Source organism: Streptomyces sp. 8N616 (genome assembly GCF_052246385.1).
Taxonomy (GTDB): domain Bacteria; phylum Actinomycetota; class Actinomycetes; order Streptomycetales; family Streptomycetaceae; genus Streptomyces.
Genome location: NZ_JBQQBY010000002.1, coordinates 103,971 through 117,324, shown reverse-complemented (window position 1 = coordinate 117,324; position 13,354 = coordinate 103,971). Strand labels below are relative to the sequence as shown.

Genomic DNA, 13,354 nt, shown 5'->3' with positions numbered 1-13,354 from the left:
CGCGGGCGACCGCGTGGCTCACCGCACCACCGGCCTCAGCCGGTCCATGGGGTGACGGGCCACGTAGTCGTCCATGGCGCCCTCGCGCATCGCCTTCCACAGGGCGGAGGCGTCCCGGCCGCCGAGCAGTACGACGGACTGGCCCCGGATCGTGCCCGTCCGCGCCACAGGGGCGTTCATGAAGACCATCTGCGCGGGCCGCAGGCTCCGCGAGTCCCAGATCAGGTCCCGCAGTTCGTCGTCGGAGAGCCGGTCGTCGACGCTGACGCTCTCGGTCAGCCGGTCCAGCAGCCGCTTGGTCCGGACCGGGTGCGTGACGTTGTCGCCCGACAGTACCTTGGACAGCACGGCGCGCAGGTAGTTCTGCTGCCGGTGCGTGCGGTCCAGGTCGCCGCGCGGCAGATCGTGGCGCTCGCGGACGTACTCCAGGGCCTGCGCGCCGTTCATGTGCCGGGCCGGGCCTCCGGCGACGGACAGATCGACGCCGCCCACCGCGTCCGTCAGCTTCCGGAAGCCGCTCCAGTCGATCACGGCGAGGTGGTCCACTCGTACGTCCGTCAGGCGCTGGACCGTGTCGATCAGCAGGGGCGGACCGCCCCAGGAGAATGCCGCGTTGAGCTTGGCCTCGCCCCGGCCGGGAACGGTCACCCAGGTGTCACGCGGCAGGGACACCACGTATGCCGTGGCGTGGTCCGACGGCAGATGCACCAGCATCATCGTGTCGCTGCGCTGGGCGCCGGGCTTCCACGGCGGGGCCTTGGCGTCCGTGCCCGTGGTGGGCAGTTCGGAGCGCGCGTCGACGCCGACGAGCAGAAACGTCTGTCCGTCCTTGCTGGATGCCGGCTGCTGGTCCTTAGGGACGTCCGTGGGGAAGGCGTGCGGGACGCGGTGCACCTTGCCCGTGTAGTGCCCGACCGCCCACCACCCCGTGCCGGCGACCATCAGAACTCCCGCGCACAGCAGTCCCAGCGCCCCCCACAGAACGCGTCTGGTCCTGCGTCTCCGGCTTCCGTCCCCGCCGCTGCTCGTCATCGTCAGTCCCCCCACTGCCCGCCGCATGGCTCAATGGCCCCAAGTGGCCATGGATGACCGAGTTCTACGCCAGCGGTGACCGTGGCGCGTGCGTTTCGGGGAAATTGGGGGAAAGTCCGGAGAACTCCAGGGAAACGAGAAGCGGCGCGGACCGCTCACGCCCCGTGCTGCGGGAGGTTTTCAGCTCTCCTGGGTGCCGAGTTCGTCGAGCATCTTCACCAGGAACGGAAGCGTGGCCACGGGCCGTTCCGCCTCCGCGCACAGCCGGTCCATGACCGACAGGTAGTTGTCCACGTCCTCGCGCTTGTCGAGGTAGAGCGCGCTGGTGAGCTGCTCGAGGTAGACGACGTCGGGCAGGTCCGGCTCCAGGAAGCGCAGGATCGTGAGGGGACCGCCCGCCGCGGCCACGCCGCCCAGGCTGAACGGCGCGATCTGCAGCGTCACATGGGGCATCTGCGCCACCTCTATGAGGCGGTGGAGCTGCGCCAGCATCACCCCGGGGCCGCCGATCGGCCGGCGCAGCACCGCCTCGTCGAGCACGACCCAGATACGGGGCGGGTCCTCCCGGTGCAGGATCTCCTGGCGGGTGATGCGCAGCCGGACCCGCCGCTCGACCTCCACGGCGGACGCCCGCGGGTTCCCCAGCTGGGTCACCGCGCGGGCGTATTCCTCGGTCTGGAAGAGGCCGGGGACGAACTGGTTCTGGTAGGTGCGGATGACGGAGGCGGCGTCCTCCAGGCCGAGGTGGGTCTCGAACCAGGGCGCCAGGATGTCCGAGTACTGGTGCCACCAGCCGGGCGCGCTCGCCTGCCGCGCGAGGTCGATGAAGTCGGCGCGCTCGTCCGGGTCGGTGATGCCGTACAGGGTGAGCAGGTCGGCCACGTCCCGCTCCTTGAAGCCCACCCGGCCCAGCTCGAGCCGGCTGATCTTCGCATGCGAGCCGCGAATGGCGTCAGCAGCCGCTTTCGTGCTGACGCCACTCTCCTCGCGCAGCTTCCTGAGCTGCGTGCCGAGCACGATGCGCAGGGCCGTGGGCCCTCCGCGCGGGTGCTCGAGATAGCGCTGCATCGGACGGCGCTCGCTGCCCGGCTGAGCGGCGGTCATACTGACTCCCCTGAGTGCACGATTGAGAGCTCAGTGTTCCACCGATCCGGCCGTCGCGTACAGCAGGGCACCCGTAATTCCCGGTCGGTCGTCAGCAGTTGCCGACCATGCCGTCGAATTCGCCGTCCTTCGCACCACGCAGGAACACCTCGATCTCGTTGCGGGTGTAGATCAGCGCGGGGCCACCGGGGTCGCGCGAGTTGCGGAGCGCGATGTCGCCACCGGGAAGCAGGGCGAGCTCGACACACTCGCCGTTGGGGTTGCTGTACGTGCTCTTCACCCACACCGCGTCGTCGATCTGCGTCGCGGGGGTTCCGTTCTTGAACTCGTGCACAGTTACTCGTCCTTGGGGGCAGGCGGGCGATCTGTCAGGGAGAACTCAAGCGGGGTCCGCGTGCAATTGCAAGTGTTCTTGCAGATGTGCTTGCAGTGACTGACACAACACGGGGATAGTGGTGTTGGATCAGGAAGCTGTCGTAACTGCGCCTGCAGCCGTGGGGAGTGAACAGCCGTCAGCGGGATGCTCAAGCCAGGCGAAGCGCCGACCGTGGGCGAGCTCGCGTTCGACGCGAGGCGCGGCCGGGTCGGGATCGTCATGGATGCCCAGGGCGGCCGGGTGTACCTCCGTCGCCCGGAGGGCGGGCGCGAGTGGGAGGTCTCACCCGAGGACGTGCTCCCCGCGCCCGCGACCGACCACCGGGCGGCGCTGACGGCGAGGCGTGGGACGGGCGGAGCGCCGAGGAGGCCGCTGTGAGCGTGCATACGACCGACGGCAGCCCCAGTGACTGGTCGATGGCCCGGGAACCGGCTCCCGAAGCCCCGTCGGCGGTCTTCGAGATGGAGTGCACGACCTGCGGCCACGCCTCAGGGCCCGCGGAGGATCCGGGGGCGGCGGGGGAGTGGGCCCTCCGTCATGTGACGGGCTGCCCTACGCACACCGGGTTCCGGGAGATCGTGCACCGCTTCTGGCGGGCCTTCCCGGTGGGTCCGCCGGCAACGGTCGCGCAGACACCGTAGGCACGCGGACCGGATCGCGCAGGCTCACAGGAAAAACGCGCAGGCGCGCAGGCGCAAGGAAAGGAGCCCCGGAGGACCGGGGCTCAGGGACTCAGGGGCGGTCAGCGGTTGGGGCTCATGGCTTGAGGGCGACGCCGCCCCACTCGATCCACTCCTCGGTGAGCTGCCTCGGCCCGCGGTCGGCGTCCGGCCGCCAGGTGGAGACCTCCACGAGGCCGGGCTCCAGGATCTCCAGGCCGGTGAAGTACTCGCGCACCTCGTGCTCCTGCCGCACCCGGCCCCAGTTCCCCTGGGTGCTGGTGTCCATGAAGTTGGTGACGAAGTCGCGCGTCGCCTTGTCCTCGCTGACCAGTTGGCAGATGACGAAGATGCTGCCCGGAGCGACCCGGTCCGCGATCCGCCGGATCAGCCCCGCCGGGTCGTCGCTGTCGGGGATGCAGTGCAGCACCGAGACGAACAGGACGCCGACGGGCTCGTCCGGGTTGATCAGGCGCTGCACTTCGGAGTGGCCGAAGATGCCTTCGGTGTCGCGCATGTCGGCCTGGATGACGGCGGTGTTGTCGTTCTCCTCGAGCAGTGCCCGCCCGTGCGCCAGAACGATCGGATCGTTGTCGACGTAGACCACGCGCGACTGCTCGTCCACCCGCTGCGCGACCTGGTGGACGTTGTCCTGGGTCGGCAGGCCTGAGCCGTGGTCGAGGAACTGCCGGATCCCGTAGTCCTGCGCCAGGACGCGCACCACCCGCTGGAGGAACCGCCGGTTGTTGATCGCCAGCACCTGAGTGCTGGGAACGACCTTCAGCAGCTCCTCGGAGGCCTCGCGGTCGACGGCGTAGTTGTCCTTCCCGCCCAGGTAATAGTCGTACATCCGCGCCACGCTCGGGACGTTGACATCGACCTCGCTGGACAACGGTTTACTGCCCTGGCCCATCAGACCCCTCACAGACGTTCCGGCGGTCACCAGGTGTGACCGCGACCACATCATCCTAGAAGCTGACCCCGGGCGGCAGGGAATCTCCAACGAACCTTCCCCGTACGAGTGTTGGGGCGGATCGCGGCGGATGCGGGCCGGCGGGCCGGTGCCCCGGCACCCACCCCGCGGCCGGCGTCAGCCGGTCCGCCAGTGGCGGCAGCCCACGCTGATCAGCCGGAGCTGCCTGCGGGCGGTGCCGGCGATGCGCTCCGCGTCCTCGGGGCGTCCGGGCGGCACTTCGAGAAGCGCCGCGGCCGTGGTCACCATGTGGTCCACGTGCAGCTGAGCCAGCATGCTCATGTCGCCCGCGCTCCAGCCCTCATACTCCGGGCGGGCGGAGAGGGCGGTGGCGACCTCGTCGGCGAACCGGGCCAGCTCGGCGGCGATCGCCTCGCGTACGGCCCGCACGCCGCCGTAGCGCTCGCGCGCGATGAAGCGCATGTGCGAGGGATGGTCCCGGACGTACCGCACGATGGCCTCTACGGCCAGGTCGATCCGGCCGTCGGTCTCCTCCTGCTCGGCCAGTATCGCCCGGATCGCGGCATGCAGGCTGGCGAGCGACTCCTCGACGAGGGCGACCCCGAGGTCGGGGATGTCCCGGAAGTGCCGGTAGAAGGCCGCGGGGGCGACCCCGACCGCCCGGGTGACCGCGCGCAGGCCGAGGCTGCTCAGGCTCTGCTCCTCCAGCAGGTGCAGCCCTGCGTCCAGCAGGGCCTGACGGGTCTTCTGCTTCTGGGCCTGCCGGACCCCGGCGGTGTGGCTCATAATTTTCAGTAAACAACCGTTCTCTCGGTCGGGCTACTGTACTCTGGAGTCAGTGAACAACTGTAGATCCAACTGTTCACTGGAATTCGAGGCTTCGCAGAGAAAGGTCCTCCGGAACCATGCTGTTCCTCGTTGCAGCCCTCCTCGTGTTCGGAGTCCTCGTCGGCGCCGCAGCCCACCTCCCCCTCCCGGTCACCCTGATCGCCGCGTCCGTCATCGGCGGCTGGCTGCTCGCCTTCGCCGTCCGCGAGCGCATCGTGCAGGGCAGGCGATCCTGACCGGAATGGCTGACCACCAGCAAGGGAGCTGAATCGTGCATCTGTCCCTCTCCGCGGGGCGCCGCCCTGCCGCACCCGGCCGGGAGGCCGACGCCATGGCCGTCGCCTCCTTCGTCATGGGGCTGCTCGGCCTGCTGGTCTTCAACATGGTCCTGGGCCCCTGCGCCCTCGTCCTGGGCGGCCTCGCGCTCGCCCGGGGGACCCGCAGGCGCGGCCGCGCACTGCTCGGACTCGGCCTCGGCGTCGCCGACCTGGTCCTCCTGGCCGTCCTCGTGTCGGCCGACAACACGGTCAGCTGGCAGCTCGTCGGCTGACCCGCGGCCGTACGTCCGTACGGCCGACAACCTGTAGCCCTGACGGCAGGACGCTCCGTCAGGGCTACCGGCTGTTCGGGCGGTCCGGCCGACCGGCTGCCGCGCTCAACCCATCGCGGTCTTGGACTGCTCGGTGTCGTTGAGCGGGCTGCGCTGGACGTCCTTGCAGAGCTTCACGGACCCCGTGTTGTCGACGTACTTCGCGGAGACCCAGACCTGCTCGTCGCGCAGCAGGTACCAGATCTGGTTGCCTCCGATGTTCTGTGCGCGGACCTTGCACTTCAGGCCCACCTGGGACCGGTACTTGAGGAAGCCCCGCACCGAGGAGTCGGTGCTGGGGTACTGCCGCTCGTTGACCCCGGACGGGGTGATCACCGTGCCGAACGGCCGGGCGGGGGCGGCGTCTGCGGGTGCCGCGGCGAGCAGCGATCCGCCGAGAACGACGGCCGCCGCGACGGCGCCCGGCCCCGCGGCCGGCCGTCTGCTGCGGATGTTCAGGACTTTGGACATCTTGTTCTCTCCTACTCCTCGCACCACATGGCGCATAGGCATATTCCAGCACTAAACATGACATAAACCGGATAAGCGCCCCGAACGGGTGGTTCCCTGAGTGCGTGTCAGCCCCGCGCGCTGCCACGGGTGATCGCGAGGAGCGCCAAGTCCTCGGTGCTGCGGCGGCCGGTGTGCCGGCCGACTCCGGCGAGCAGGGCGTCGAGGGCGCGTCGGGACCGGCGATGCACGTCCGGACGGGTGCTGAGTGCTCCATGCTCTCCGCTCAGCGCCGCACGCCTCAGTGCAGGACGCCCGAGTGCTCGGGGACCCGCTCGATGGCGATCATCGTGGCGTCGTCGCCCAGGCTGCCCCCGGCGTGGGCGAGGAGGTCGTCGTGGAGGATGTGCCGCAGCCTGTCGGGCGCGGCGTCTCCCCAGGACGTCACCCGCTCCGCGAGCGGATAGAAGGCGCCGTCGCCGTTCCGGGCCTCGATCACGCCGTCGGTGGAGAGGACCAGGACGTCGCCGGGAGCGAACGGGGTGGTGCCCACGTGATAGGCGCCGCCGGTGAGCGCGCCGAGGCCGAGGGGCGGTGCGGGGGACGAGACGGCGAGCTCCGTCACCCGGCCGCCGCTCAGCAGCAGGGGCGCCGGACCGAGGTCGATCATGTGCAGCATTACCTCTCTTGCGGCAGCGAATGCCACAAGGCGCGGCTGCGCGGGGCGGGCGACCCTGGCTGCGGTCCCGGGAGCGTGGATCAGCGTGGATCAACCGAATGACCCTACCTGCGCGACGGCACGAATATCGGAAAACAGTTCGCATTGAAGATCTGGCGACCGGCGTCCGTATGTGTGGGGGCAGACTCGTCCCCCCACTGGAGGTCAGTGAGTTGAACCACCGACGTGTGAACAAGCGGACCGGCGCCATCGCCGGAGCCGGTGCGATCGCGGTCGTGGCAGCGGCCATCATCCTGCCCAACGCCAACGCGAGCACGGACGAGGAGCCGAGTCCAAAGGCGCTGGCTCCCCGCGCCGCCGCTCAGCTCGGCTCCGCCCTCGCAGACGACCTGGGACAGGACGCGGCCGGCTGGTACTTCGACGGCGACAGCAGTCGCCTTGTCATGAACGTATTGAACGAGGAGGCGGCGGACAGCGTACGCGAGAAGGGCGGCGTCGCGAGGGTCGTGGAGAACAGCACCGCGGAGCTCAAGAGCGCCACCAGTACGCTCAGCGACGGCGCCTCGGTGCCCGGCACCGCATGGTCGATCGACCCCAGGACCAACAAGGTCGTCGTGACCGCCGACAGAACGGTCACCGGTACGAAGTGGGACACCCTCACCTCGGCGACCGACAAGATGGACGGGCTGGTGAGCGTCAAGCGGTCCGCCGGCGAGTTCAAGCCCTTCGCGGAGGGCGGCGACGCGATTTTCGGCGGCGGGTCCCGGTGCTCCCTCGGTTTCAACGTCGACGTGCAGGGCGCGCCCGGCTTCCTCACCGCGGGACACTGCGGCAACGCCTCGGAGACCTGGACCAGCGACGAGGCGGGCAACGAGCCCCTCGGCACGGTCGCGGACTCGCAGTTCCCGGAGAGCGACTTCGCTCTCGTGACCTACGACGACCCGAACACCGAGGCCCCCAGCTCGGTCGACCTGCAGGACGGCACGCAGCAGGAGATAACCCAGGCCGCCGAGGCGAGCGTGGGCATGGAGGTGACCCGCAGCGGCAGCACGACGGGAGTTTTCTCGGGCACCGTCACGGGCCTCGACGCCACCGTGAACTACGGCAACGGAGACATCGTCAACGGCTTGATCCAGACGGACGTGTGCGCGGAACCCGGTGACAGCGGCGGCTCGCTGTTCTCCGGTGACGCCGCCGTCGGGCTCACCTCGGGCGGCAGCGGCGACTGCACCCAGGGCGGGGAGACCTTCTTCCAGCCGGTGACCGCGGCTCTGGAGGCCACGGGTGCCGAGATCGGCGCCGGTGGTGGCGAGCAGGCAGGTGGTGACCAGGCTGGTGGTGACCAGGCTGGTGGTGGCGAGCAGGCCGGTGGTGACCAGGCTGGTGGTGGCGAGCAGGCCGGTGGTGACCAGGCTGGTGGTGGCGAGCAGGCCGGTGGTGACCAGGCCGGTGGTGGCGAGCAGGCCGGTGGTGACCAGGCCGGTGGTGGCGAGCTGGCCGGCGGCGAGGCTGCGGGTGGCGAGCAGGCTGCCGACGGCAGCCTGGCTCCGTAGGAGACCGTCCCGTGTCCCAGCCCCTTGATACCGGGCTGCTGCGCAGCTCTGCGCACAGCCCGTCCTGGGCCATGCTCAACCGGCTGGCGCCGGACTCCGGCGCCGGCCGGTCCTGGCAGCCCGGCCCTGCCGGCCCCGCCAGTCACGCAGGCCAACCGGAGCCGCTCGAACGGCTCGACTTCTGCATCCCGTGCAACCCCTACTTCCCCACCCCGGAGATGTTCGCGCGGCTGCGGGAGTCCCTGGAGACGACGCTCACGTACTACCCGAGCGACGCCGACACCATCACCGCCGAGCTGTGCGGCGTGCTGGGACTCAACCCGCAGACGGTCGCCATGGGGAACGGCTCCACGGAGCTGATCACCTGGATCGACCACCTGCTCGTCAGGGAGAGCCTCGCCATCCCGATCCCCACCTTCGGCCGCTGGACGGACCAGCCGCTGGAGACCGGGAAGCGGGTCGACATGTTCCCGCTGAGCGAGGACCATGACTTCGCCCTCGACCCCCAGGAGTACGTCAAGTTCATCCGCCGCCGCGGCTCCAGAGTGGCGGTGATCTGCAACCCCAACAACCCCGATGGGGGCTACCTCAGACGCCAGCAGGTGCTGTGGCTGCTGGACGAGCTGGTGGACCTCGATCTGGTCGTGGTCGACGAGTCGTTCATCGACTTCGTCGACGCCGAACGCGCCCCTTCCGTCGCCGAGGAGGCGGCGATCCGGCCGAATGTCATCGTGCTGAAGAGCCTCGGCAAGAACTTCGGGCTGCACGGCATCAGGTTCGGCTACCTGGTCGCCAACCCGGCCCTGGCGGGCACCATCCGCAAGGCCCTGCCCAAGTGGAATCTCAACTCCTTCGCGGAGACCGTGGTCTTCATGCTCAAGGAGTACGCGGTGCCGTACCGGAACAGCCTGTCCCTGCTCTCCCGCGACCGCGCCAACATGTCCCTCGCGCTCGCCGGCCTGCCCGGCCTCGTGGTCTTCCTCTCCCAGGGCAACTTCCTTCTGGTGAAGCTGCCCGACGGGACGGACGGGGCCGCGCTGCGCGACCGGCTGCTCGCCGAGTACGGGGTGTTCGTCCGCGAGTGCGGCAACAAGCTGGGCAGCAGCAGCCAGTTCCTGCGGCTCGTGGTCCGGCCGTACGAGGACGTGCAGCGGCTGATGACGGCGCTGCAGGGCACGCTGTACGCCGGTGCCGCTCCGATGGTGACCGCGACGCCGGAGCACCAGGCGCACCAGCCGGTCAGGGCACTCACCCGGTAGGCTGCTGCTGCTCCTCTCCTCCAGCTCAAGCCCCAGCCGACTCCGGTGTGACGGCAGTTGGCAGAAACGAGCGGCAGCAGCATGCAGTCGGACCGTATCGCCGAGATCGCGACGGGCATCCACCTCGTCCACGGCAGCAACACGAACTGGATCATGATTGCCGACGGCGATCAGGTGACGCTGGTCGACACCGGGTATCCGGGCGACCGGGCGCAGTTGCTGGAGGGGCTGGCGGCGATCGGCCGCCGGCCCGGGGACGTGGCCGCGATCCTCATCACCCACGCGCACGCCGACCACATCGGATCGGCCGAGTACCTGCACGTCGCCCATGGGACGCCCGTGCTGACGCACGCAGCCGAAGTGCCGCACGCGCGCCGGGAGTTCCTCCACCAGGTGACGGTCGGGAAGGTCCTCGCGAACAGCTGGCGCCCCGGCGTCATCCCGTGGGCCCTGCACGCCCTGCGGTCGGGCGGCACGAGAGAGACACCGGTCAGCAAGCCCCGGCCCTTCCCGGGCGAAGGCCCCCTCGACCTGCCCGGGCACCCCGTCCCGGTGCCCAGCCCCGGCCACACCGGCGGGCACAGCGCGTTCCACCTGCCCCACGCGGGCGTACTGATCACGGGTGACGCCCTGGCGACCGGCCATCCGACATCGCGTCACCAGGGGCCGCAGCTGCTGCCCGGCTGGTTCGACAAGGACAGGAACCGCGCGATCCGGTCCCTCTCCGCCTTCGAGTCGCTCGAGGCCGACGTGATCCTGCCGGGACACGGGCCCGTGCACCGCGGCTCCGTCCGGGACGCGGTGGCGCAGGCGCGCGAGCGGGTCTGAGAGCCGCCACGCCCCAGACCCGTACGCCTACGGTTCGTACAGCGCCTCGATCTCCTTCTCGAAGTCCCGCATGATCGCCTCCCGCTTGATCTTCATCGAGGGCGTGAGGTGCCCGCTCGCCTCGGTGAATTCAACGGGCAGGATGCTGAAGCGGCGGATCGATTCAGCACGGGAAACCAGCGCGTTGGCGTCCGTCACCGCCCGCTGGACCTCCTTGCACAGCTCGGCGTCGAACGCCAGCTCCTCGCGGGACAGCAGCTCCCTGCGGTGGATGATCTGCCAGTGCTTCAGCCCGTCCGGGTCGAGGGTGATGAGGGCGATGATGTACGGGCGGTTGTCCCCGATCACGATGCACTGGCCCACGAGCGAGTGGGCGCGCAGCCGGTCCTCGAGCGGAGCCGGGGCCGTGTTCTTGCCGCTCGCGGTGACAATGATCTCCTTCTTGCGGCCGGTGATGGTGAGATAGCCGTCGGCGTCGAGAGCGCCGATGTCGCCGGTCGCGAACCACTTCTGCGGGATCTTCTCCCACGCCTCGCCGGTCGCGGACCCGTCCTCGCCGATCGAGGGCCAGGACGGCGGCGGACCCACCGTGAAGGGCACGGCACCACCGAGCGCCGAGTCCCAGTAGCCGGAGAACACCTGGCCCCCGCGTACGAGCACTTCGCCGTCGTCGGCGATCCGTATCCCCGTGCCCGGGAGCGGCCAGCCGACCGTGCCGAGGCGAGGTTTGAGCGGCGGGGTCACGGTCGCCGCGGCCGTCGACTCCGTCAGACCGTAGCCTTCGAAGATCTCGATGCCCGCGCCCGCGTAGAAGGCGGCGAGGCGGTGGCCGAGCGGTGAGCCGCCGCAGATGGCGTACTTGACCTTCCCGCCCAGCGCGGCCCGTATCCGGCGGTAGACCAGCGGATCGTAGAGCGCGCGGGCGGTGCGCAGGGCCACGCCGGGGCCGGGGCCCGTGCCGTGCTCCTCGGCCTCGTGTGCCTCGCCCCAGCGCTGCGCGATCTTCGCGGCGCGGTCGAACGACGGGGCGCGGCCCATGCGTTCGGCCGTGGCGCGGGCGGTGTTGTAGACCTTCTCCAGCACATAGGGCACGACGAGGATGAAGGTCGGCTGGAAGGCGGCGAGGTCGGCGAGGAGCGGCTCGGTCTTGATGCTGGGCGTGTGGCCGAGCCGGACCCGGGCGCGCAGGCAGCCGATGGCCACCATCCGGCCGAAGACGTGCGACAGCGGAAGGTAGAGGAGCGTGGACGCGGGCTCGGTGCTCACCGACTTGAAGCAGGGGTGGAGCAGTTCGATGGCGTTGTCCACCTCGGCCAGGAAGTTGCCGTGGGACAGGACGCAGCCCTTGGGGCGGCCTGTGGTGCCCGAGGTGTAGATGAGGGTGGCGACGGAACCGGGGGAGAGCGCGGCGCGACGCGCCTCCACCTCGCTGTCGGCGACGCCTCTGCCGGCCTCGGCGAGCTCCTCGATCGCGCCCGCGTCGAACTGCCACAGATGGGCGAACCCCGGCAGCCGGTCGAGCTGCGCGTCGATCAGCAGCGCCTCGTCCACGCCCTCGACGGCGCAGCCCACGGCGCCGGTGTCGCGGATGATCCAGCGCGTCTGCTCGGCCGACGAGGTGGGGTAGATGGGGACGGTGATCAGGCCGGCCGCCCAGGCGGCGAAGTCCAGAAGCGTCCACTCGTAGGTGGTACGGGCCATGATGGCGAGCCGGTCGCCGGGCCGCAGGCCGTGCGCGATCAGGCCCTTCGCGGTGGCCAGGACCTCAGCGGCGAACTCGGCGGCCGTGACGTCCCGCCAGCTGCCGTTCCGCTGCTTGCGGCTCAGCACGACATCGCCCGGCGCCTCGGCGGCGTTGTCGAAGGGGATGTCGGCGAGGCTGCCGCGTTCTGGCGGCGGTACGAGCGGGGGCACGGAGACCTCCCGGACACTTCCGTCCACCACGATCTTTCTCGGTTCCACCAGAACTGGCTGTGCCGGGCTGCGCTGCACGGACACGAGGCGGCTCCTCTTCTCTCGGCCGGGGTCGAGATGAGGTACGGCGGCGGGGCGCCGGATGCTCAACGGCTCCATAGGATTGGTGTGTACCAGTGTTCCGCGGTGTTGTGGAAGAGCATCCGGCGCTCGGCGTGGGTCAGGCCCGCGAAGATCGTGTCGTAGGCGTCGTACACCGCGTCGAAGCCGGACCTGAGGTGTTCGAGCGGGAGATCGGAGCCGAGCATGCACCGGTCGGGGCCGAAGGTCTCGGTGACGTCGAGCAGCCAGGAACTGAGCTGGCCCGGCGTCCAGTTCCCGAAGATGGTGCCGAGGGCGTCGATGCGGGTAGCGGCGTTGGGGTGCTGCGCGATGCGTGCCAGGCGGCCGATGTGCTCCCGCCGCCCGGCGTCGCTGAGATCGGTGGGCCAGCCGAAGTGGTCCACCACGAACCGGAGTCCCGGGTGCTGTTCCACCAGTGCGGCCACGTCGCCGAGCTGGTCGCCGGTGGCCTCCACGGTGGCGACGAGGCCGCTCTCGGCGAGCAGGGCAAGATGAGTCCGCGTCAGGTGGCCGGCGTCCGCGGACCGGGGTGCTCCGCGCGCCGAAGGGTCCGCGAGGGCCGTGGCCAGACGGACCCGCACGCTCGTGATGAGGGGCACCTCGCGGCACCGGCGTACGAGTTCCGCGAAGCCGGGGGAGGCCGGGTCGCCGAGCGTGACCATCCCCTTGACGAGCCCGCGCTCGCCCTGCTGGCGCGCCACCCACGCGGCCGCCCCGACCGGGTCCGTGGCCCCGGCGTCCGACCAGATGATGCCGCGGACGTCCCGGCCCGCCGTGTCGCGCTCGTAGTCGGCGAGGGTGTAGCGGTCGGGCAGGGCGTCGTAGTTGCCGAGCACGTCCCGGAGCATGCTGCGGTCGGAGAGCCAGAAGACGGGGTTGTCGGCCTGGTCCCACAGGTGCACATTGCAGTCGAGGAGAGGACCGGGCTGCCGCTCGTCACCGGTTGACGACATGCACGCCATCATCACCGAGGGCCCGGCCCGCCCTGCCGGTCCGCCGCCTGCGGGCCGCGCGTTTCATCCGGTC

General features: G+C 70.3%; 17 protein-coding genes. 7 read left to right on the top strand and 10 right to left on the bottom strand.

The window, feature by feature from the left end; translation table 11 throughout:
- Positions 1-18: 18 nt before the first annotated feature.
- The 3 genes from ACTWQC_RS02255 to ACTWQC_RS02245 form a co-directional block, all read right to left on the bottom strand.
- Positions 19-942, bottom strand: coding sequence for an LCP family protein (locus tag ACTWQC_RS02255; protein WP_443313761.1), 924 nt, complete (start codon positions 940-942; stop codon positions 19-21).
- A 270-nt stretch (positions 943-1,212) separates the two neighbouring features.
- Positions 1,213-2,136: a helix-turn-helix domain-containing protein gene (locus ACTWQC_RS02250; RefSeq protein ID WP_443313760.1), complete on the bottom strand. Its 924-nt coding sequence runs from the start codon at positions 2,134-2,136 to the stop codon at positions 1,213-1,215.
- A 91-nt stretch (positions 2,137-2,227) separates the two neighbouring features.
- Entirely contained in the window at positions 2,228-2,470 is a 243-nt protein-coding gene (locus ACTWQC_RS02245) for a DUF397 domain-containing protein (RefSeq protein WP_443313759.1), read from the bottom strand.
- Between the two features lie 213 nt (positions 2,471-2,683).
- Here ACTWQC_RS02245 and ACTWQC_RS02240 point away from each other — a divergent pair, with 213 nt between their 5' ends.
- Positions 2,684-2,890: a hypothetical protein gene (locus ACTWQC_RS02240; protein ID WP_443313758.1), complete on the top strand. Its 207-nt coding sequence runs from the start codon at positions 2,684-2,686 to the stop codon at positions 2,888-2,890.
- Positions 2,887-3,153: a DUF7848 domain-containing protein gene (locus tag ACTWQC_RS02235; RefSeq protein WP_443313757.1), complete on the top strand. Its 267-nt coding sequence runs from the start codon at positions 2,887-2,889 to the stop codon at positions 3,151-3,153. The genes ACTWQC_RS02240 and ACTWQC_RS02235 overlap by 4 nt, the downstream gene beginning before the upstream one ends.
- A 115-nt stretch (positions 3,154-3,268) precedes the next feature.
- On the opposite strand, the gene ACTWQC_RS02230 is transcribed toward ACTWQC_RS02235, so the two are convergent.
- Together ACTWQC_RS02230 and ACTWQC_RS02225 are read right to left on the bottom strand one after the other, a co-directional pair.
- On the bottom strand, positions 3,269-4,084 hold the full coding sequence (locus ACTWQC_RS02230) for an SAM-dependent methyltransferase (protein WP_443313756.1): 816 nt from the start codon (positions 4,082-4,084) through the stop codon (positions 3,269-3,271).
- A 177-nt stretch (positions 4,085-4,261) separates the two neighbouring features.
- On the bottom strand, positions 4,262-4,891 hold the full coding sequence (locus ACTWQC_RS02225; protein WP_443313755.1) for a TetR family transcriptional regulator: 630 nt from the start codon (positions 4,889-4,891) through the stop codon (positions 4,262-4,264).
- Between the two features lie 119 nt (positions 4,892-5,010).
- Between ACTWQC_RS02225 and ACTWQC_RS02220 the strand changes: the two genes are divergently transcribed.
- Positions 5,011-5,169: a hypothetical protein gene (locus ACTWQC_RS02220; RefSeq protein WP_443313754.1), complete on the top strand. Its 159-nt coding sequence runs from the start codon at positions 5,011-5,013 to the stop codon at positions 5,167-5,169.
- A gap of 95 nt (positions 5,170-5,264) precedes the next feature.
- Positions 5,265-5,483 (top strand): DUF4190 domain-containing protein, encoded by a 219-nt coding sequence (locus tag ACTWQC_RS02215; RefSeq protein ID WP_443313921.1) that lies wholly within the window; start codon positions 5,265-5,267, stop codon positions 5,481-5,483.
- 105 nt (positions 5,484-5,588) lie between these two features.
- Here the strand turns inward: ACTWQC_RS02215 and ACTWQC_RS02210 are convergent, their stop codons facing one another.
- From ACTWQC_RS02210 to ACTWQC_RS02200, 3 genes are all read right to left on the bottom strand, one after another.
- Entirely contained in the window at positions 5,589-5,993 is a 405-nt protein-coding gene (locus ACTWQC_RS02210) for an SH3 domain-containing protein (RefSeq protein WP_443313753.1), read from the bottom strand.
- Between the two features lie 107 nt (positions 5,994-6,100).
- The gene (locus tag ACTWQC_RS02205; protein ID WP_443313752.1) at positions 6,101-6,223 is read right to left on the bottom strand and encodes a hypothetical protein; all 123 of its coding nucleotides are present in this window, start codon (positions 6,221-6,223) and stop codon (positions 6,101-6,103) included.
- Positions 6,224-6,273: 50 nt separating this feature from the next.
- Complete coding sequence (locus ACTWQC_RS02200; RefSeq protein ID WP_443313751.1) at positions 6,274-6,651, bottom strand: PP2C family protein-serine/threonine phosphatase; 378 nt, start codon at positions 6,649-6,651, stop codon at positions 6,274-6,276.
- A gap of 227 nt (positions 6,652-6,878) precedes the next feature.
- Between ACTWQC_RS02200 and ACTWQC_RS02195 the strand changes: the two genes are divergently transcribed.
- From ACTWQC_RS02195 to ACTWQC_RS02185, 3 genes are all read left to right on the top strand, one after another.
- Entirely contained in the window at positions 6,879-8,204 is a 1,326-nt protein-coding gene (locus ACTWQC_RS02195) for a S1 family peptidase (protein ID WP_443313750.1), read from the top strand.
- 11 nt (positions 8,205-8,215) lie between these two features.
- The gene (locus ACTWQC_RS02190; protein WP_443313749.1) at positions 8,216-9,463 is read left to right on the top strand and encodes a pyridoxal phosphate-dependent aminotransferase; all 1,248 of its coding nucleotides are present in this window, start codon (positions 8,216-8,218) and stop codon (positions 9,461-9,463) included.
- 81 nt (positions 9,464-9,544) lie between these two features.
- A complete protein-coding gene (locus ACTWQC_RS02185; protein ID WP_443313748.1) occupies positions 9,545-10,291 on the top strand; it encodes an MBL fold metallo-hydrolase in 747 nt (248 codons plus the stop codon).
- A gap of 27 nt (positions 10,292-10,318) precedes the next feature.
- Here the strand turns inward: ACTWQC_RS02185 and ACTWQC_RS02180 are convergent, their stop codons facing one another.
- Together ACTWQC_RS02180 and ACTWQC_RS02175 are read right to left on the bottom strand one after the other, a co-directional pair.
- Positions 10,319-12,364, bottom strand: a complete 2,046-nt coding sequence (locus ACTWQC_RS02180; protein ID WP_443313747.1) for an AMP-dependent synthetase/ligase — start codon at positions 12,362-12,364, stop codon at positions 10,319-10,321.
- Positions 12,352-13,281, bottom strand: coding sequence for an amidohydrolase family protein (locus ACTWQC_RS02175; RefSeq protein WP_443313746.1), 930 nt, complete (start codon positions 13,279-13,281; stop codon positions 12,352-12,354). The genes ACTWQC_RS02180 and ACTWQC_RS02175 overlap by 13 nt, the downstream gene beginning before the upstream one ends.
- Positions 13,282-13,354 lie beyond the last annotated feature (73 nt).